Consider the following 19,572-nt stretch of genomic DNA (forward strand, 5'->3'; position numbering starts at 1 on the left):
ATGGGGCAGTGAGGCGATCCGAGCGCTGACAAGCATCTTGAGGTCGCTTCATGTCCCATACCGCCCCGGACCGGCATTGGTCCAAGGTTGAGCTGCTGCACGAAACGGTCGCCAATCCGAACATCCACATCAAGGGCCGGCGCAGCTATTACAGCAACGCCTGGACGGGCTCGTTCGAGGAAAGCGTGGTCCGCTACCTCTATGGCGATCCCTACAGCCTGAAGGCATGGGAGCCGCAGTGGCCGATCGACCAGTTGCACATCGGCGACTGCGTCTGCATCGGCGCCGAGGCGGTGATCCTGCTGGGCGGCAACCACACCCATCGGACGGACTGGTTCAGCCTCTATCCCTTCGCTGAGGTCATCCAGGACGCCTATCAGGGGAAGGGCGACACCGTGATCAAGGACGGGGCCTGGATCGGCATGCGCGCCATGATCATGCCGGGCGTCACGATCGGCGAGGGAGCCGTGGTCGCTTCCGGGGCCATCGTCACCAAAGATGTGGCGCCCTACGCCATCGTGGCGGGCAATCCGGCGGTTCCGATCCGCAAGCGGTTCTCCGACGCCGTGATCGAGGCTCTGCTGGCGCTCGACGTCTATGATTGGCCTGAGAAGAAGTTCGAGGCCTTGCGTCCGCTTCTATGCGCTGACGACATCGAGGCCTTGGCGGCGGCGTCCGTTCGTTACGATCAGGCTTAAATGAAAAAGCCCCGGACGGCGAACCGCCCGGGGCTTTCCGTGCCAGGCCGATCCGAGGATCAGCAGCTGTAATACATGTCGAACTCGACCGGGTGCGGGTGCAGTTGCAGCCGGGCGACCTCTTCCTGCTTCAGCGTGATGTAGGCGTCGATGAAGTCGTCATCCATGACGCCGCCCTTCTTGAGGAAGGCGCGGTCGGCGTCCAGCGCCTCAAGGGCTTCCTTCAACGAACCGGCGACTTCCGGGATCGAATGACGCTCTTCCGGCGGCAGATCGTACAGGTTCTTGTCGGCGGCCGCGCCCGGATCGATACGGTTCTCGATGCCGTCCAGGCCCGCCATCAGCAGGGCCACGAACGTCAGATAGGGGTTGCCCATCGGATCGGGGAAGCGGGCTTCCAGGCGCTTGGCCTTGGGCGATGTGACGTGCGGGATGCGGATCGAGGCCGAGCGGTTGCTGGCCGAATAGGCCAGCTTCACCGGCGCCTCATAGCCCGGCACCAGGCGCTTGTAGGAGTTGGTGGTCGAGTTGGCGAAGGCGTTGATGGCCTTGGCGTGCTTGATGACGCCGCCGATGTACCACAGGCATTCCTGCGACAGGCCGGCGTACTGATCGCCGGCGAACTGAGGCTTGCCGTCCTTCCAGATCGACATGTGGACGTGCATGCCCGAGCCGTTGTCGCCGAACATCGGCTTGGCCATAAAGGTCGCCGACTTGCCATAGGCGTGGGCCACGTTGTGGATCACGTACTTATACAGCTGCATCCGGTCGGCCATGGTCAGCAGGTCGCTGAACTTCAGGCCCAGTTCGTGCTGCGCAGGGGCGACCTCGTGGTGGTGCTTTTCGGGGTCAAGGCCGAGATCCCGCATGACCGCCAGCATCTCGCCGCGCAGATCCTGGCCGGAATCGACCGGGTTGACCGGGAAGTAGCCGCCCTTGGTCGACGGTCGGTGACCCAGGTTGCCCTCGGCGTATTCGGCGCCCGTGTTGGCCGGCAGCTCGCTGGAGTCGAAGCTGTAGCGGGTGTCGTGCGGCGCGGTGTTCCAGCGCACGTCGTCGAAGACGAAGAACTCGGCTTCCGGGCCGAAGAAGACGGTGTCGCCCACGCCCGACGACTGAACATAGGCCAGGGCCTTCTTGGCCATGGAGCGGCTGTCGCGGTTGTAGGGTTCGGCCGTGTCCGGGTTCAGGACGTCGCAGAACATGAACAGGGTCGTCTGCTGGTAGAACGGATCGACATAGGCGCTCGCGAGGTCCGGCTTCAGCAGCATGTCTAACTCATTGATGGCCTTCCAGCCGGCGATCGACGAGCCGTCGAACATGGTGCCTTCTTCCAGGAAGTCCTCGTCCACCATGCCGATGTCGAAGGTCACGTGGTGGACGCGGCCGCGCGTGTCGGTGAAACGGAGGTCGACGTACTGGACGTCTTTGTCCTGGATTTCTTGCAGGATCTTTTGGGCGGCGCTCATGGGGGAGGTCCTGTAGCTGGGGAATTGAAATCGGCCGCCTCAGGAGGCGGCCGTCAGACTAGATGGCTTGGGCGCCGGTTTCGCCCGTGCGGATGCGGATGACGTCGTCGAGGTTGGTGATGAAGATCTTCCCGTCACCGATCTTGCCGGTGCGGGCGGCGTTCTGAATCGTCTCGACCACGGCAGGGGCCAGGTCATCCGCCACCACGACCTCGATCTTGATCTTGGGCAGGAAGTCGATGACGTACTCGGCGCCGCGATAGAGTTCTGAATGGCCCTTCTGGCGGCCATATCCCTTGGCCTCCAGCACGGTCATGCCCTGCACTCCGATATCTTGGAGAGCGTCCTTCACTTCATCCAGCTTGAACGGCTTGATGACGGCTTCAATCTTCTTCATGGCGGATCCCGAGCCGGCTCCTTTGTTGGTCCGACGCTCGGGTGGTAAAGGGACATTGCATTGCACAATATGGCAAGCGATTTTCGTCCGTTGAGGCCTTCCGTGAACGGAAATCCACATGAAGTCGCATAACGACCCCGTTCAATGGCGCGATCGCCTGCCGTGGCCGACGGATGAGACGCACAAACATATGCGCGGACGACTGGGCGTGGTGTCGGGCGGCGTGCTGTCGACGGGCGCGGCGCGATTGGCCGCACGGGCGGGTCTGAGGATCGGCGCGGGTGTGGTGAAGGTCTTCTGTCCGCCCGACGCGGCGGAGATTATGGCGCAGAGTCTGGAGGCCGTGATGCTGGCCGCCTTCGCCGGGCCGGAGCAGCTTCAGGCCCTGGCCGAGCCGATGGACGCCGTGGTGGTCGGCCCAGCGGCGGGGCTGACCGATGCGACAGCCCACAACCTTGCGGCGCTGGCGCGAACAGGGGCGGTCCTGATTGTGGACGCCGACGCCCTGACGCTGTTTCAGAACCGTCCCGATGAGCTTTTCGCCTTGCTGGATCGGGATGATGTCCTGACGCCGCATGAAGGAGAGTTCGAACGCCTGTTTCCTGGCCTTTTGGCCGCGCTGGGGCGCGAAGAAGCGGCGGTCGAGGCCGCGCGCCGCGTCGGCGTCGTCGTGGTGCTGAAAGGCTCCGCCACCGTTATTGCTGCTCACGACGGGCGCGCTGTGGTCAATGCGCATGGTTCGCCCTGGCTTGCGACCGCGGGCAGCGGCGATGTTTTGACCGGCCTTATCGGCGGACTGGTCGCCCAGCATATGGACAGTTTCGACGCCGCCTGCGCCGCAGTATGGATGCATGGCGATGCGGCGGTGCGTTTCGGGCCGGGGTTGATCTCCGAGGACTTGCCCGATCTGATCCCGGTCGTCCTGCGCGGATTGGGTGACGCCCGTGATCGATAGACTGTTTCTAGCTGGACAATAGCCCGCATCCTCCGCATGACATCGACATGCGAAAACGGCAATCTTCGAAATTCATGGCTCAGGGGCTGATCGCTCTGGTCATCGTCACGCCGTTGGCGGCGGCTGTCGCGGCGTTCGCGCTCTCGAACTGGCATGCAGGCGTCTTCGGCGGCGCTTTCGCGGCCGCCGGGCTAACGACAGGTTTTCTTATGCGGTTGCCGCGCGTCAAGGCGGCCTTGCGGCGTCTTCTGCCTCAGCCGGCGAAATGAGGCGACCGTTTTCAGGAAACGAGCTTGGTGCGGATGAGAGGACTCGAACCTCCACGCCTCGCGGCGCCAGAACCTAAATCTGGTGCGTCTACCAGTTCCGCCACATCCGCATAGGTTCGCCCGACGCTGTAGGCGAGGGCGGCGGTTTCGGCAATCCCGTCTGGACATGAAAAAAGGCCCCGGATCGTTCCGGGGCCTTCTCATTATTGGGCCTACCGCGCTTTGCGCTGCTCGAGGCCGACTGATCGAAATCAGTCCTTCTTGTTGTCCACGCCGTGGCCCATGGCCTCGACCGCCGATTCCAGAGTCGTGTCCTCGGTGATGTCGATGCCCTTGGCCAGCTTCGAGTGGGCGAAGCCGTACAGGCCGTAGATCAGAGCGCCGACCAGGGCGTAGACGCCCAGGATGGTCAGCGGCAGCGGGTTGTCGTTCAGGGCGTGCGTCACCATCGGGATGAAGTTGAACGACGCCAGCGTCAGGCAGGCCAGGATGCCCAGCACCGCCGTGACGATGCCGCCCGGTACGCGGAACGGACGTTCCATCTCCGGGTGCTTGATGCGCAGGACGATGACCGACAGGCAGACGATGGCGAAGGCCGTCGCCGTGCCCAGCGACACCAGGTCGCCCAGGATCGAGATGGGCAGGAAGGACGCTGCGATGGCGATGACGATGCCCAGCAGGATGGTGCCGATCCACGGGGTGCGGAACTTCTGGTGCACCATGGCGAACGCCTTGGGCAGCAGGCCGTCGCGCGCCATGGTGTAGAAGATGCGCGTCTGGCCGTAGCACAGCACCAGCATGACCGAGGACAGGCCGGTGATGGCGCCGATCTTGATCAGGAAGGCGATCAGGTTCAGCTGACCGCTCGGCGCGCCGGCCAGCGGCACATTGGCCCATTCCAGGCCCATACGGTCGATGGCGACGGCGATCGGCGCCGGCGAGGCCAGCTCTAGGTAGGGAACGACGCCGGTCATGACGGCGGCCACGACCATGTAGATCAGGGTGCAGACGAACAGAGCGCCCAGGATGCCGATCGGCACGTCCTTCGACGGGTTCTTGGCTTCAGCGGCGGCGGTCGAAACCGCTTCAAAGCCGACGTAGGCGAAGAAGATGATCGAGGCGCCGCGGAAGATGCCGCCGACGCCGAACTGGTCCCAGCTCTCGCCCTGCGGCGGGATGAAGGGATCCCAGTTGGCCGGGTTGATATACTGCAGACCCACGGCGATGAAGGTCAGCAGGACGATGATCTTGATGACGACGATGGCGTTGTTGATATTCGCCGATTCCGACACGCCCAGCACCAGCAGGCCGCACACGGCGGCGATGCCGACGGCCGCGACCAGGTTGAAGGTGCCCGTCAGCGGGAAGCCGGCGTTCTCGCCCGAGGAGACATACTGGATCAGCGGAGTGGCCCACTGAGGCCCTTCGCCGCCTGGATAGGTTATTGTCGGGAACAGACTGGCGCTTACGCCGAAGTCATTCAGGATCGACACCACATAGCCGGACCAGCCGACCGCCACGGTCGAGGCTGCGACGCCGTATTCCAGCACCAGAAGCCAGCCCATGACCCAGGCGAAAACCTCGCCCAGGGTGCCGTAGGCGTAGGTATAGGCCGAGCCGGACACCGGCATGGTCGACGCCAGTTCGGCGTAGCACAGGCCCGCCAGGGCGCAGGCGATGCCGGCGATGACGAAGGAGAACATGATGGCCGGGCCGGCGTGGGCCGAGGCCACCTGACCCGTCAGAACGAAGATGCCGGCGCCGATGATGGCCCCGATGCCCAGGCTCATCAGATTCATCGGACCGAGGGTCCGTTTGAGCTCGCTCTTGGCGGCTTCTTTCTGAATCTGGGCGATGGATTTTTTAAGAAATAGCCGGCTTCCGGCTGGCTTTACGCCATCTGCAGACATGCAGGTGCGCCCCCAACTTATTGCGACGACCCCTCCCGGGTCGCCTTCTTGGGCGGGGACGCTAGCCATCTGCGGGCCTTGGCGCAACGCGGTTTACGAAGGATGACGTGCGGACGACGCTTTCGTGACCCCGGCTGAAGGCGCTACAGCCCGTGTCATGCTGCCGATTCACGCCGTTCTGGAACCACTGAAGGCCGCCCTGACCCAGAGCTCTGCGGTCGTGCTGGCCGCACCGCCGGGCGCGGGCAAGACGACAGTCGTGCCCCTGGCCCTGCTGGACCAGCCCTGGCTGGGCGACGGCAAGGTGCTGGTTCTGGAGCCGCGACGACTGGCCGCGCGCGCCGCAGCCGACCGTATGGCCGCCACCCTGGGCCAGAAGGCGGGCGGAACCGTCGGCTATCGCACCCGCCTTCAAAGCCGGATCGGCCCGGATACGCGAATCGAGGTCGTCACAGAGGGCGTCTTCACGCGCATGATTCTGGACGATCCGGCGCTGGAAGGCGTCGGCGCCGTCCTGTTCGACGAATTCCATGAACGCAGTCTCGACGCTGACCTGGGTCTGGCCTTGGCGAGAGATAGCCAGTCGGTGCTGCGCGATGACCTGCGTCTGCTGGTCATGTCGGCGACGCTCGACATCGCTGGCGTGTCGCGCCTGCTTGAGAATGCGCCCGTCATCGAGGCCGAAGGGCGCATGTTCCCGGTCGAGACCCGCTATCTGGGCCGCAACCCGGTCGAGCGGTTCGAGGACGCCATGGCCAAGGCCGTGATGCAGGCCCTGCATGACGAGACCGGCTCCATCCTGGCCTTCATGCCGGGACAGGGCGAGATCCACCGCACCGTTCAGCGTCTGAACGAGCGGTTGCGCGATCCGAGCGTCGATGTCGTCGCCCTGTACGGCGCCCTGGACAAGGGCGAGCAGGATCGCGCCATCGAGCCTGCGGCGCCCGGCCGCCGCAAGGTGGTGCTGGCGACCTCCGTCGCCGAGACCAGCCTGACCATCGAGGGCGTGCGCGTCGTCATCGACGGGGGCCTGTCGCGCGTGCCGCGTTTCGAGCCCTCCAGCGGCCTGACCCGTCTGGCGACGGTCAAGGTCAGCAAGTCCTCGGCCGAGCAGCGGCGAGGGCGCGCAGGCCGGGTCGAGCCCGGCGTCTGCTATCGCCTGTGGGACGAGGAGCAGACGCGCGGTCTGGTCGCCCATCAGCGACCTGAAATCCAGGAGGCGGACCTCACCGCCTTCGCCCTTGATCTGGCGCGATGGGGAGCGAAGTCGGTCGAGGGGCTGGCCCTGCTGGACCCGCCGCCCGCCGGGGCGATGTCCGAGGCGCGCAAGGTTCTGACGCGGCTGGGCGCGCTCGACGCCAAGGGCGATCTGACGCCGCACGGTCGGCGGTTGACCCGCATCCCCCTAGCGCCGCGCCTAGCGCACATGGTCGCGGTCGCCTCGGATCAGGGCGACGCTCTTGAAGGCGCGAAGATCGCGGCGGTGCTGAGCGAGCCCGGTCTGGGCGGCGGCAGCGTTGACCTGCACGATCGTCTGAAGGGGCTGGAGCGAGATCGCTCGCCGCGCGCTCGCGATGCGATGAAGCTGGCCGAACGCTGGGTGCGAGCAGCGGGCGGAGGGCGCGACGGAGAGGCGTACGCCGGGCTGCTGCTGGCCGAGGCTTTCCCCGAACGCATCGCGCGCGCCAAGGGCAAGCCGGGCGAGGTGCTGCTGGCCTCGGGGCGCGGCGCCTTCATCGAACCGACGGATCATCTGGCGCGCGCGCCCTGGCTGGCGGTGGCCGAACTGGGCGGCGGCGATGCGCGCGACCGCATCCGGCTGGCGGCGGCGCTGGATGCGGCGACGCTGGAAACCGATCTGGCCCATCTGATCGAGGTCGAGGATCGGTTGGCGCGCGAACCGTCGGGCAAGCCGGTGATCCGCCGCATTCGGCGCATCGGCGCCCTGGTGCTGGATGAAAAGGTCGTCGGCGCGCCGGATCGGGCGACCATGACGGCGGCGCTGAAGTCGGAGATCGAGACCGGGGGGCTGGGCGCGCTGAAATGGGGGGAGCAGGCGGGGGCGCTGCGGGCGCGCCTGGCCTTCCTGCGCGGACTGGATGACGCCTGGCCCGACGTCTCGGACGAAGGTCTGCTGAACGCGCGCGAGGATTGGCTGTGGCCTCTGCTGGACGGGGCGCGGTCGCTGGCCGACATCGGCGACGGCAAGCTGGCCGAGGCCTTGCGTGGTCTGATCCCCTGGGATCTGCAACGCAAGCTGGATGATTTGGCGCCGACGCGCCTGACCACGCCGCTGGGCAGCGCGGGCATCGACTACGACGCCGAGGGCGGGCCGCGCGTCGAAATCCGCGTGCAGGAACTGTTCGGAGTGAAGACCCATCCGACCGTGGGCGGCGGCCGCGTTCCCCTAACGCTCAGCCTGCTTTCACCTGCACGAAGGCCGGTGCAGGTGACGAAAGACCTGCCGGGGTTTTGGGCCGGATCATGGACGGCGGTGCGCAGCGAGATGCGCGGCCGCTATCCGCGCCATCCTTGGCCGGAAGACCCGGCCAATGCGGCGCCGACCAATAGGGTCAAGCCTCGCGGAAGCTGATCCTGCGCTTGACGCATGGATGCGCAGCGCCGCAAAGATCGTGCGTCAACCGTAAGGATTTCGCGTGACCGACGCCGCTGTTTCACCGCCGTCTGCCTCCAAGCGGCGCGTTCTGTTCGCCAGCCTGATCGGCACGACGATCGAGTTCTACGACTTCTACATCTACGCCACGGCGGCGGTGCTGGTCTTTCCAGACCTGTTCTTCCCTGGCGGCGATCGGATGACGGCCATGCTGGCTTCTTTCGCCACCTTCTCCATCGCCTTCTTCGCCCGACCGATCGGGGCGGTCGTCTTCGGCCATTTTGGCGACCGGGTGGGGCGCAAGGCGACCCTGGTGGCGGCCCTGATGACCATGGGCCTGTCGACCATCGCCATCGGCCTGCTGCCGACCTGGCATTCGGTCGGGGTGATCGCGCCCCTGCTGCTGGCCCTGTGTCGGTTCGGTCAGGGCCTGGGTCTGGGCGGCGAGTGGGGCGGGGCGGTCCTGCTGGCGACCGAGAATGCGCCTCCGGGCAAGAAGGCCTGGTTCGGCATGTTCCCCCAACTGGGCGCGCCGATCGGCTTCATCCTGTCGACCCTGAGCTTCATCCTGCTGGGACAGGTGATGAGCGAGGATCAATTCATGGCCTGGGGTTGGCGCGTCCCCTTCATCGCCAGCGCTCTGCTGGTCATTGTCGGCCTGTGGATGCGGTTGAAGATCACCGAAACGCCCGAGTTCAAACGCGCGATCGACCGCGCCGAACGGGTTCAGGCGCCAGCCCTGATGCTTGTAGCGCACCACAAGTTCGCCCTGCTGACCGGGACGCTGGCTGGACTGGCGACCTTTGTCCTCTTCTATCTGATGACGGTCTTCGCCTTGGGCTGGGGCACGACGAGCATGGGCTATACGCGGGAGCAGTTCCTGCCGATCCAGTTGCTGGGCGTCTGCTTCTTCGGCCTGTTCATTCCGCTGGCGGCTCTGGCGGCGGATCGGTGGGGGCAGGGCAGGACGCTGCTTGTGACAACCGTCGCCATCGCCCTGTTCGGCCTGGCCCTGGCGCCGCTGTTCGGCAGCGGCGGGATGGTCGGCGTGATCGCCTTCTTCATCATCGGCTTCAGCCTGATGGGCTGCACCTACGGACCGCTGGGCGCGGCGCTGGCGCGGCCCTTCCCGACGACGGTGCGCTACACCGGCGCGTCTATGACCTTCAACCTGGCCGGCATTCTGGGGGCGTCGTTGGCGCCCTACGCCGCGACGTGGCTGGCGGGCCATTACGGCCTTCAGGCCGTCGGCGCCTATCTGACGGCGGCGGCCGTGCTGACGGTCCTGGCCCTGATCGGCATGGGCCGCATCAAGACCGACGGCGAGGCCTAGAGGCTGGAGCCGTAGGCCGCGTCCGTCACGGCATAGACCATGACCCCCGTGGCGACGGCCAGGTTCAGGCTGTCGGCCCGGCCGCGCATGGGAATCTTGACATTCAGGTCGCAGGCGGCGGCCAGTTCGTCGGTCAGGCCCGCCTGTTCATTCCCCATCATGATGATGGCGGGGTGGCGCACAGGACTGTCGCGATAGCCGTGTGTCGCGTCCAGGCGGGTGCCGATGACGCTGCCCGGCCATGAGGCGCGCCAGACCAGGAACTCTTCGCGCGAGGCCTTGCTGATGGTCACGGCGAAGACCGAGCCCATGGTGGCGCGCACGGCCTCGACCGAAAACGGGTCGACGCAGTCGCCGATCAGGATGACGCCGCCGCAACCGGCCGAGTCGGCCGTGCGGATGATGGTGCCCAGATTGCCCGGATCACGCACCTGTTCCAGCGCCACCCAGCAGGGCTTGGCGTCGGGCTGGATCGCTTCCAGCGGCGTGTAGACCTGTTCGAATACGCCCAGCACCGTCTGGGGATTGTCGCGACGGCTGATCTTTTCGAGGATGGCGTGGGTGACGACGATGATCTGGCCGCCGCTTTTCAGCGTCTCGGCCTTGGCGCGGTCCAGCAATGGATGCGGGCGGGCGTCCTGACCGACCAGCAGCATGACCGGCGCGCGGCCCTGATCCAGCGCCTCGCCGATGAACTTCAGCCCTTCGGCCAGAAAGCGGCCGGTGGCTTCGCGTTCCTTGCGCATATGCAGGGCGCGGACGGCCTTGATGGTGTCGTTGGTCAGGGAGGTGATGAGGCGTTCGGTCATGAGGCGCTCCATCTGGCGAAGAAGGACAGGCCGATGGCGCGGGCGTGCTCGCTGTCTTCGGACAGGGCCAGCTCGCCCCAGTCGATGCGCCCGTCGCGATCATGCGTCGCCTCGGCCATCATGTGCGCCAGCGACAGGCCGGAAATCCGCGCCGCATAGGCGTTCAGAAGCAGGAAGGAGGCGTCGTCGGACAGCAGGGCGGCGCAGTCCTTCAGCAGTTCGGGCATGTCCTCGAACAGGCGCCAGACCTCGCCGTTGGCGCCGCGCCCGTATTTCGGGGGGTCGAGGATGACGCCGTCGTATTTGCTGCCGCGACGGACTTCGCGCGCGACGAATTTGCGGGCGTCCTCGACGATCCAGCGGATCGGGCGGTCGGCCAGGCCTGACAACTCGGCGTTCTCGCGCGCATAGGCGACGGACTTCTTGGAGGCGTCGACGTGGGTCACGTGGGCGCCGGCCGCCGAACAGGCCAGGCTGGCCACGCCGGTATAGCCGAACAGATTCAGGATCTTCGGTTGTTTGAGCGTGCGGACCCGTGCGTCCAGCCATTCCCAGTTGGCGGCCTGCTCAGGGAAGAAGGCCAGATGCCGAAACGGGGTGAAGCGCCCCATGAAGCGCACGTCGCGCCATTTCAGCGGAAAGGCGTCGATCGGGCCATGGGCGTCAAAGCGCCAGCGGCCGGAATCCTCTTCCTCCTGCTGCGGGTCGAACAGGGCGTTGGCGTTTTCAAAGGCGGTCTCGTCATGCGCTTTCCAGAAGCACTGAGGCTCGGGGCGCACGACGGTATAGCGGCCGTAGCGCTCCAGCTTGCGGCCGTCGCCGCTGTCCAGAAGGGCGTAGTCCGACCACCCGCGCGTGACGAGGGTTTCGGGCGAGGAGGAGAGAACCGGAGCCATGCGCGCTGATAGGCGCTCAGGCGGCCGCTCGTCCAGCGTCGGAATAGAGGTCAGGGGCTGCGATCGGCTCGACATCGACTTGATGCGGGGTCTTGTCCCAGTGATGCGGTTCCAGCGCCAGACGGACGGCGGCGTGTACGAAAGCCAGGCTCAGCAGCGACCAATAGGGCAGGGAAACCAGCATATCGATCGGTCCATAGGGTGTCCCGGCGATCCGCGAACCGCGCAGCTGGATGATCCAGGCGGCAGCGAGGCCGACGATCAGGACCGTCCAGCCCATGATCGACAGCGACGGCAGGCGACCGTCCATCACTGCCATCAGGGAAATGACCGCGACCCACGCCATGCAGCCTGCATGCACGGCGGCAGACCCCAACCCCGCCCCGATGGTCAGGATCAGAGCGATCCAGCCGCGCCAGCCCATGCCGCCCCTAGAACGCGTATGAACGGCCAGAGTTTGCAGATAGCCTTTCAGCCAACGCGTTCTTTGCGGCAGCCACAAGCGCAGCGGGCCTGGCGGCGTCTCATAGGTCGGGCGGCTGATGACCCCCAGTCGATAGCCTGAACGCCAGATACGAAAGCCCAGGTCTGCGTCTTCCGTAACGTTCCAGGCGTCCCAGCCGCCTAAAGCCTTCAATACAGAGACGCGGAAATGATTGCTGGTGCCCCCTAGCGGGAACGGCAAACCCAGTCGCGCCATAACAGGTAGGGTAATCTCGAACAGGGCGGCGTATTCCGCCGCGAATTGCCGATCGAGCAACGGGTGCGGGCTTGCCTTGCGACGGCTACGGATGCGCAGCGGGGCCTGGACGCAGGCCAGGCGTTCGCTCTCGATTCGAAAGCGCGCTGCGGCCTCCTTCAACTGCAGCGGGTCCGGGTCGTCCTCGGCGTCATAGATGGTCAGAAAGTCGCCGGTTGCGAGCGACAGGGCGTGGTTCAGGGCGCGCGGTTTGGTTTTCGGCGCCCCGGCTGGCACGACGAGAACCGTTAGCCATTCCGGCAGATGCAGCTGGGACGCGGCTGTAATGGTGGCATGGTCGTCAGTCTCCAGCGCCAGGAAGCCTTGTAGTCGTTCTGCCGGATAATCGATGGCCGCCAGCCGCTCGACCAAATGGGGCAGTATCTCTGCTTCCTGATAGAGGGCCGCGACGATCGTGTAGCGCGGCCATTCTTCATTCCATGAATGGAGCAGCGGCTCGGTCGCGAGCACAGGCGGCCGAAGGGCGACCAGACTCAGCCTCCATGCCGCCAGCGCCAGAAAGCTGATCTGGACGCCGAACAGACAAAGAGCGGCGAAGTCTTGAAGGAAAACCGCGCCCAGCAGGCTGCTCAGCCCGAAGATGCACATCGCTGCCATCTGGCCGAGCGTGAGGGTCGTCCGCGCGGTGGCGAGCGTCTGAAGATAGGTAGCCGTCACCCCGTGTTCTCACTTAATGGGTTGTTAATATCATTGATACTTCAAACCTCGGATTTGGCTAGAGGGGGCGTGCGGGCTAACGTCGGCGAGGGACTCATGTCCTTCGTTCAGGGAGTCATCTGATTGTCGGTCGTCCCTTCAGCCCCCGCGCCGCGTTCGAGCCGTAAACCCAAGGGAGAGGGGCACGAACGTCGCGCCGAAATCCTGGCGGCGGCCGAGCGTATTTTCGTTGAGAGCGGCTATGACGGCGCCACGATCCGCAAGATCGCGGACAAGGTCGGATTGTCGTCAACGGCCCTTTACATGCACTTCGCCGATAAAGGCGAAATCCTGAACGAAATCTGCCGCAACACCTTCGAAGGCCTAGCGGGACGCAATCGTGCGATTCTGGCAGATCCGGCGCCGCCCCTGGCGCGTCTGCGTCGGATCGCTGAAGGCTATGTGGCTTTTGGCTTCGAAAACCCCAACGCCTATCGCCTGGCCTATTTGACCCCTGCCGTCGAAACGCGCCATGGGGCCGAGACCATTGCGCAAAGAGCTGGGGCGGAGCTGTTCGCGGCCGTGGTGGCGGTTGTCGAGGATGCCGTGGCCGAAGGCGTTCTGCGAGGCGACGCGCGCGTTCTGGCGCAGGTGATATGGGCCAGTGTTCACGGCCTGGTCTCCATAATGATCACCAAGCCCTATTTCGACTGGGCGGATCGGGACGTGCTGATCCGCACCCAGTTGGACGTCCTGTTCAAGGGATTGACCGCCCAGTGAAACGGCGTCTTTGCGCGCTCGCAGCACTGTTGTCCGTGGGGGGGGCTGAAACGGTGCAGGCGGCGGCGCTGCGCGTGATGGCGTTGGATCAATGCGCAGACCAATTCGTTCTCGCCCTGGCGCCCGAAGCGGACATCGCTCTTTCGCCGCGCGCCGATGATCCGGACGCTTGGATGCGCGAGGCGGCTAAAGGACGGCGGCAGGTGCGGCCGACTTTGGAGGCCGCGACAGGGTTCCAGCCGGACGTAGCTGTACGTTACTGGGGCGGCGACGCCCGCCTCCTGGGGGTGCTGGATCGGCGCGGGGTGCGAACGGTCGGCATCGACGATGCGACGGACATGGACGGAGTGAAGGCTAATATCCGCAAGGTGGCCGCAGCTCTGGACCGTCGCGACAGGGGCGAAGCCTTGATCCGCCGGATGGAGGCGCGTCTGGCCCATGCCTCCAGCGCCGGACGAGGCCGGACGGCGGTCTATGTGACGGCCAGCGGTTTCACCAGCGGGCCGGGTTCGTTGATGGATGCGATTCTGCGGTCGGCGGGGTTTCGCAACGGAGTGAAACGACCCGGCTATCAGCCGCTGGGGCTTGAACGGGTGCTGCTGACGCCGCCCGCCCTCTATGTGAAGGGGTTCTTCGATCTGGCGCGTTCGGATTGGCGCGGGGCGGGACGGCATCCCGTCATGCGACGGGCGACGGCTGAACACACCGCCGCCAGCTTGCCAGGCGCGGCCTTGACGTGTCCGGCCTGGTTCGCGGCGGATGCGGCCGCCCTGCTGGCGGAGCAGGCGAAATGAGGAGCGTGACGAGGCTGAATATCGGTCTGGGTCTGGCGATCCTGGTCGCTTTGACGGCGGCCGTTACCCTGGGGGAAGCCCTCTTCGACCGCGCGCAGTATTCCGAGGCCTTGGCCAACCCGGCTTCCGGCCCCGGCCAGGTGCTGTGGCTCGTGCGCGCGCCCCGAGCGGTCTGCGCCCTGTTCGTCGGTGCGGCTCTGGGGCTTGCGGGGGCGGTGATGCAGGGGCTGTTGCGCAACCCGTTGGCGGAGCCAGGCGTGCTGGGCGTGTCAGCAACCGCGGCCCTGGCCGCTGCGACGGCCATCGTGCTGGGGCTGGCGGCGATCCCCGGAGCGGTGGAGGTTTCGGCCCTGTTTGGTGCGACGGTCGGCGGCGGGCTGCTGATCGCCCTGGCCGCACGGGTGCGGACGCCCGAGGCGCTGATCCTGTTCGGCGTGGCTCTGTCCAGCTTCGCGGGCGCATTGACGGCCCTGATCTTCAACCTGTCGCCGTCGCCGATCGCTTCAGCCGAGGTGATGAACTGGCTGTTGGGTTCGGTCGAGAACCGTAGCTGGATCGATGTCGCCTGGGTGGCGCCCGCCGCCCTGATCGCCGCCTTGCTCGCGCGCAGCGCGTCGCCGGGCCTGCGGATGCTGACCCTGGGCGAGGAGGCGGCGCGAGCGTCGGGCCTGCCGATGGGGCGAATGCGGGTGCTGGCGTTGGCGGCTGCCGCCGTTGCGGCGGGCGCTGCAGTGGCTGTGGCGGGCGTCATCGGCTTCGTCGGTCTGGCGGCGCCGCATCTGGTGCGAACGGCGGTGCGCGGTGATCCGGGGCGACTGCTTCTGCCATCGGCCCTCGCGGGAGGTTTGATGCTGGTCGCCGCCGATCTGGCGGCGCGGATGCTGCCGACGGATCAGGAGTTGAAGCTGGGCGTTTTCACCGCCCTGGTCGGCGCGCCGCTGTTCGCGCTGATCGCCTGGCGCGCGGCTCGGGAGTGGCGGCTGTGAGTCTTCTGCTACAGCTTGAGGACGCCCACGCCCGCGTCGGCGGCGTCGAAGTGCTGAAGGGCGCGTTCCTGTCGGTGCGGCCGGGCGAGGTCGTGGCTTTGTGCGGGCCGAATGGGGCGGGCAAGTCGACGGCGGTGCGCGCGGCTCTTGGCCTGACCCCGCTGACGCAAGGCTCGGCTCGTCTGGGCGACGATGAGGCGCGGCGTCTTACTGAACGTCAGCGCGGCGAGCGTGCGGCCTATCTGCCGCAGGACCGTTCGATTGCGTGGAACCTGCCAGCGGTCGAGCTGGCGGCGCTGGGCGCGCCCTTCTTGGCGGGCGCGGCCGCGCTGGACCGTGCGCGTGTCGCGCTGGGCGAGGTCGGCGTCGGCCATCTGGCGGATCGCGGCGTGGCCGAGATGTCGGGTGGAGAGCGGGCGCGCGTTCTGCTGGCCCGCGCCCTGACGGTTTCCGCTCCCTTGCTGGTGGCCGACGAGCCGATCGCCGGTCTGGACCCCGACGCCCAGCTTCTGGTGCTTGAGCGGCTGCGGGCGCGCGCCGACGGCGGGCATGGCGTCCTGGTCAGCCTGCATGACCTGACGCTGGCCGCGCGCTTCGCTGATCGGGTCGTGGTGCTGGATCAAGGGCGGACGGCGGCGGAGGGGGCGCCGACCGAGGCCCTGTCGCCGCGCGTGCTGAAGACGGTGTTTAATCTGGACGCCGTCTGGCTAGAGGCGTTGGACGGGCCGCTCCTGGCGGCCCGCCGTCTGTCGCCTCAGGGTTGATAGGGACGCGGGCCGGTGTTGGGCGGCGTGCCCCGCGCCAGGTCCGCTGAAGGCGTCAGCGGCGCCGAGCCGCCGTTCAGGCGGGCGCGATAGACCTGCATGTTCTCCATCACCCGCATCATGTAGTTGCGCGTCTCGGTGAAGGGGGCGCATTCGATGAAGTCGATGGGATCGACCTGGGCCTGGCGCGGGTCGCCGCAGCGCGCGGTCCATTGCGGCGGTCGGGCCGGGCCGGCGTTGTAGCCGACGGCGGCCAGCAGCGGCGATCCGCCGAAGTTGTTCATCAGTTCGCCCAGGTGATAGCTGCCCAGGGTCATGTTGACCTCCGGATCCCACAGCTGTTCGGAGCTGAACGAGCGGCCCATGCGGCGGGCCACGCCCTGCGCCGTCGCGGGCAGAAGCTGCATCATGCCCCGCGCATCGGCGTGCGAGCGGACCAGAGGATCGAAGCTGGATTCCTGACGGGTGATGGCCAGGGCGAACTCGTTCGGCGCCATGCCCGGAACCTGTTGCGGCAGGCGGATCGGATACATGCGCTCGGGCATGACGAAGCCGCGCTGGCTGGCCGCGCGCCCGACCATCATCGAGCCGAACTGGTCCCCGTAGCCCTGCATCAGGTCGAACAGCTGCGACAGGTCGTAGGGTGAGGGCAGGGTGTCATCCAGATGATAGGCGAAGACCCGCATCAGGGTCTTCTCGCCGATCTGGCCCAGGATGCGGGTGGCGCGCACCACCTCATTGCCCTCGAAGCGGTTGACGTCTTCCGCCGACGGCGACGGTTCGCCCGGAAGGGTCAGGGTCGTTGCGCCCGCCTTTTCCGCCGCCAACTGGCCGTAGAAGGTCTGCCAGTGCTGGGCGCCCGCCTGATACCACCGCTGAGCGCCCTCGCGATCGCCCCGCGCCTCGGCCGCCCGGCCCAGCCAGTACAGCGCGCGGCCCTGGGTGATGGGGGTCGAGGAGGCGTTGCGCAGGACTTCGAAATGCTGGGCCGCCGTCGCCGGGTCGTTCAGCTTGGTCAGGGCGACCCAGCCTGCGAAGAACTCGGCGTCGACCTTGCGTTCGCCCGAGGGGAAGCCGTGGCCGTTCATGGAGGCGTAGGCGGCGCGGGCGTTCCCTTGCTGCAGGGCGTCCAGGAAGTAGTTGCGGCGCTCGCTCCACAGGGTGTTCTGGCCGTCCGTGTGCGACGGCGCGGCGGGCAGGGCGGACAACAGCGGGAAGGCCTCGGACTGACGCCCGGCCGAGCGCAACAGGCGCACCCGCTCCAGCACCACGGCCGGATCATTAGCCTGGGCGGACGACAGGCCGCTGACGATCACGTCAGGGGCGTAGGCGGTGCGCAGCGCCATCACGGTATTGGCGACGGCCTGGCGGTCGGCCGGGACCAGAGCGAGCATGGCGCGCGTCGCCGGGCCGTGCGGCCCCAGCAGCAGCATGTTCAACCGCGTCACATGGTCGTCGCTCGTCAGCCAGCCGCCCCAGCGCGCATAAATTCGGCTTTGCTGAGCCTCTTCAAAGCTCTGGGTGCGCCACCAGTCGCGAATCAGGGCCTGGGCCTCCTGACGGCGACCCGTCTGCTCCAGCGCGCCGGCCAGGGCGATGGCGCCCTGAGCCGTGGTCGGTGCGGTTCCGCTGAAGAAGGCCAGGACGGCGTCCGGCGATTGACCCGCCATGTCCAGCGCACGCTCGCCCGCCGCCCGACGCGAATCGCCGCGCGGCCAGTTGGCCAGGTCGGTCTGGGCCAGCGCCAGGTCGCTGTAGGACATCTGCTTGTCCGAGGTGTCGACCAGCGCCCACTCGACCAGCTTGCGCGCGGTCGGATCGGAAATGCGCGCCATGATGGACTGCGTGCCCACGACGTCGCGCGCCCGCGCGGCCGTCAGCCCTTGCTGCACCAGGGCGGCGTCCTGGTTGCTGATGATCCCGCCCTGACTGGCGGAATAGGGCGTCGGCGTGCTGTTCAGCACGTCCTGAGCCGGTGGAGTCAGTATCGCCAGGGCGGCGGCCACGGTCGTCGCGATCATCAGATATCTGATCCTCATTCATCTTTGGTTGCGGCCAAGCGGCGGGCAACCTACCCTTTGCCGATTAGTGACGGGCGGAACGCCGCCCATTTCTCCGCACAGGTATGTTGTTCCCATGACCGCCCCCTTGTTCAAGGGCGTGATCACCGCCCTGATCACACCTCTTCGTGACGGAAACGTGGACGAGGCCGCTTTCAAGCGCCTGTTGGAACGCCAGATCGCCGCTGGAGTTCACGGCGTCGTACCGATGGGCACCACGGGCGAGAGCGCCACCCTGCACCTGGATGAACACAAGCGCGTGGTCGAACAGTGCGTCGAGATCGCCGCCGGGCGCATCCGCGTCATCGCGGGCGCGGGTTCGTCCGCGACGGACAAGGCGATCGAGCTGACCCGCTTCGCCAAGACGGTCGGCGCGGACGGCGCGCTGGTTGTCACCCCTTATTACAACCGTCCGTCGCAGGCCGGGATGCAGGCGCATTTCGAAGCCGTGGCCGACGCCGTGCAACTGCCGATCCTGCTCTACAACGTGCCGGGACGCACGGGCGTGGACCTGGCGAACGAGACGACAGCGGCCCTGTCGGCGCACCCGAACATCGTCGGCATAAAGGACGCCAGCGGCGACGTGGCGCGGGCCAGCTGGATGCGCGCCAACATCGACGGCGCCTTCGACCTGATCTCGGGCGATGATTCCAGCTATCTGGGCTATGCCGCACATGGCGGCGTCGGCGTCATCTCCGTGACCTCGAACGTCGCGCCCGAGGCCATGGTCGCCCTGTATGACGCCATCCAAGCCGGCGACTTCGCCGCCGCCCGCTCGTGGCAGGAGCGCCTGATCGGCCTGCACAAGGCGCTATTCCTCGACAACTCGCCGTCGCCGACCAAATACGCCCTGGCCAAGCTGGGCCTGTGCACGGAAGAGGTTCGCCTGCCGCTGTCGCTGACGGCCGACGCCGTGAAGCCCGCCATCGACAAGGCGCTGGCCGAGGCCGGGGTCGCCTGATGGCCGCAGACGCGCCCAAGCAGAAGACGATCGCCGAGAACCGGCGCGCGCGCTTCGACTATTTCCTCGAGGACCACATCGAGGCCGGGATCCAACTGTTGGGCACCGAGATCAAGGCGTTGCGCGACGGTCGGGCCAATATCGCCGAAAGCTACGTCTCGCCTGAAGGACGCGAGATGGTGCTGATCAACGCCGACATCCCGCCCTACAAGATGGCGAACCGCTTCAATCACGAGCCGCGCCGCCATCGGAAGCTGCTGCTGCACCGCAAGCAGATCGACAAGCTGATCGGCGCCGTTCAGCGTGACGGCCGCACCATCGTGCCGGTGCGCCTGTATCTGAACGAGGCGGGCAAGGCGAAGCTGGAAATCGCCCTGGCCAAGGGCAAGAAGCTGCAGGACAAGCGCGAAGCCTCGGCTGAGCGCGACTGGCAGCGCGACAAGGCGCGCCTGCTGCGCGACAAGGGATAAGTGCAGTTCCG

At 66.7% G+C, this 19,572-nt stretch carries 18 protein-coding genes and 1 tRNA gene; 11 read left to right on the top strand and 8 right to left on the bottom strand.

The window, feature by feature from the left end; genetic code table 11:
• Window positions 1-50: 50 nt before the first annotated feature.
• The gene (locus tag ABC419_RS08745; protein WP_200167592.1) at window positions 51-698 is read left to right on the top strand and encodes a CatB-related O-acetyltransferase; all 648 of its coding nucleotides are present in this window, start codon (window positions 51-53) and stop codon (window positions 696-698) included.
• 59 nt (window positions 699-757) lie between these two features.
• Here the strand turns inward: ABC419_RS08745 and glnA are convergent, their stop codons facing one another.
• A complete protein-coding gene (glnA, locus tag ABC419_RS08750) occupies window positions 758-2,167 on the bottom strand; it encodes a type I glutamate--ammonia ligase (protein ID WP_412878147.1) in 1,410 nt (469 codons plus the stop codon).
• Between the two features lie 58 nt (window positions 2,168-2,225).
• Window positions 2,226-2,564 (bottom strand): P-II family nitrogen regulator, encoded by a 339-nt coding sequence (locus ABC419_RS08755; RefSeq protein ID WP_125901264.1) that lies wholly within the window; start codon window positions 2,562-2,564, stop codon window positions 2,226-2,228.
• Window positions 2,565-2,682: 118 nt separating this feature from the next.
• Here ABC419_RS08755 and ABC419_RS08760 point away from each other — a divergent pair, with 118 nt between their 5' ends.
• Window positions 2,683-3,519 carry an NAD(P)H-hydrate dehydratase gene (locus tag ABC419_RS08760; protein WP_412877700.1) on the top strand — a complete coding sequence of 279 codons (837 nt, stop codon included), beginning with the start codon at window positions 2,683-2,685 and terminating at the stop codon, window positions 3,517-3,519.
• Window positions 3,520-3,566: 47 nt separating this feature from the next.
• Entirely contained in the window at window positions 3,567-3,788 is a 222-nt protein-coding gene (locus tag ABC419_RS08765) for a hypothetical protein (RefSeq protein ID WP_412878774.1), read from the top strand.
• A gap of 25 nt (window positions 3,789-3,813) precedes the next feature.
• Here ABC419_RS08765 and ABC419_RS08770 read toward each other — a convergent pair.
• A tRNA-Leu gene (locus ABC419_RS08770) sits at window positions 3,814-3,898 on the bottom strand.
• 141 nt (window positions 3,899-4,039) lie between these two features.
• Window positions 4,040-5,698, bottom strand: coding sequence for an amino acid permease (locus ABC419_RS08775; protein ID WP_200167600.1), 1,659 nt, complete (start codon window positions 5,696-5,698; stop codon window positions 4,040-4,042).
• A gap of 157 nt (window positions 5,699-5,855) precedes the next feature.
• Here ABC419_RS08775 and hrpB point away from each other — a divergent pair, with 157 nt between their 5' ends.
• Entirely contained in the window at window positions 5,856-8,291 is a 2,436-nt protein-coding gene (gene hrpB, locus ABC419_RS08780) for an ATP-dependent helicase HrpB (protein ID WP_412877699.1), read from the top strand.
• A gap of 64 nt (window positions 8,292-8,355) precedes the next feature.
• Window positions 8,356-9,645 carry an MFS transporter gene (locus tag ABC419_RS08785; protein ID WP_412877698.1) on the top strand — a complete coding sequence of 430 codons (1,290 nt, stop codon included), beginning with the start codon at window positions 8,356-8,358 and terminating at the stop codon, window positions 9,643-9,645.
• Here the strand turns inward: ABC419_RS08785 and ABC419_RS08790 are convergent.
• From ABC419_RS08790 to ABC419_RS08800, 3 genes are read right to left on the bottom strand one after another with little or no spacing between them, the layout of a single operon-like run.
• Window positions 9,642-10,454: a TrmH family RNA methyltransferase gene (locus ABC419_RS08790; protein WP_412877697.1), complete on the bottom strand. Its 813-nt coding sequence runs from the start codon at window positions 10,452-10,454 to the stop codon at window positions 9,642-9,644. The two genes, ABC419_RS08785 and ABC419_RS08790, sit on opposite strands and share 4 nt — an antisense overlap.
• Window positions 10,451-11,350, bottom strand: a complete 900-nt coding sequence (locus ABC419_RS08795; RefSeq protein WP_412877696.1) for an RsmD family RNA methyltransferase — start codon at window positions 11,348-11,350, stop codon at window positions 10,451-10,453. Before ABC419_RS08795 ends, ABC419_RS08790 begins: the two co-directional genes overlap by 4 nt.
• Before the next feature lie 16 nt (window positions 11,351-11,366).
• Window positions 11,367-12,767, bottom strand: coding sequence for a glycosyltransferase (locus ABC419_RS08800; RefSeq protein ID WP_289647759.1), 1,401 nt, complete (start codon window positions 12,765-12,767; stop codon window positions 11,367-11,369).
• 123 nt (window positions 12,768-12,890) lie between these two features.
• Here ABC419_RS08800 and ABC419_RS08805 point away from each other — a divergent pair, with 123 nt between their 5' ends.
• The 4 genes from ABC419_RS08805 to ABC419_RS08820 are packed head-to-tail and all read left to right on the top strand — an operon-like array spanning window position 12,891 to window position 16,070.
• Entirely contained in the window at window positions 12,891-13,526 is a 636-nt protein-coding gene (locus ABC419_RS08805; protein ID WP_125901279.1) for a TetR/AcrR family transcriptional regulator, read from the top strand.
• A complete protein-coding gene (locus ABC419_RS08810) occupies window positions 13,523-14,320 on the top strand; it encodes an ABC transporter substrate-binding protein (RefSeq protein ID WP_289647758.1) in 798 nt (265 codons plus the stop codon). Before ABC419_RS08805 ends, ABC419_RS08810 begins: the two co-directional genes overlap by 4 nt.
• Entirely contained in the window at window positions 14,317-15,306 is a 990-nt protein-coding gene (locus tag ABC419_RS08815; protein WP_412877695.1) for a FecCD family ABC transporter permease, read from the top strand. Before ABC419_RS08810 ends, ABC419_RS08815 begins: the two co-directional genes overlap by 4 nt.
• Window positions 15,303-16,070: an ABC transporter ATP-binding protein gene (locus tag ABC419_RS08820; RefSeq protein WP_412877694.1), complete on the top strand. Its 768-nt coding sequence runs from the start codon at window positions 15,303-15,305 to the stop codon at window positions 16,068-16,070. Before ABC419_RS08815 ends, ABC419_RS08820 begins: the two co-directional genes overlap by 4 nt.
• On the opposite strand, the gene ABC419_RS08825 is transcribed toward ABC419_RS08820, so the two are convergent.
• Window positions 16,061-18,091 (bottom strand): lytic transglycosylase domain-containing protein, encoded by a 2,031-nt coding sequence (locus ABC419_RS08825; RefSeq protein ID WP_412877693.1) that lies wholly within the window; start codon window positions 18,089-18,091, stop codon window positions 16,061-16,063. The two genes, ABC419_RS08820 and ABC419_RS08825, sit on opposite strands and share 10 nt — an antisense overlap.
• A 115-nt stretch (window positions 18,092-18,206) precedes the next feature.
• Here ABC419_RS08825 and dapA point away from each other — a divergent pair, with 115 nt between their 5' ends.
• A complete protein-coding gene (gene dapA / locus ABC419_RS08830; RefSeq protein WP_412877692.1) occupies window positions 18,207-19,091 on the top strand; it encodes a 4-hydroxy-tetrahydrodipicolinate synthase in 885 nt (294 codons plus the stop codon).
• Complete coding sequence (gene smpB / locus ABC419_RS08835; RefSeq protein ID WP_412877691.1) at window positions 19,091-19,561, top strand: SsrA-binding protein SmpB; 471 nt, start codon at window positions 19,091-19,093, stop codon at window positions 19,559-19,561. Before dapA ends, smpB begins: the two co-directional genes overlap by 1 nt.
• Window positions 19,562-19,572: the final 11 nt, after the last annotated feature.

Source organism: Brevundimonas phoenicis (genome assembly GCF_047237745.1).
Classification (GTDB): Bacteria; Pseudomonadota; Alphaproteobacteria; order Caulobacterales; family Caulobacteraceae; genus Brevundimonas.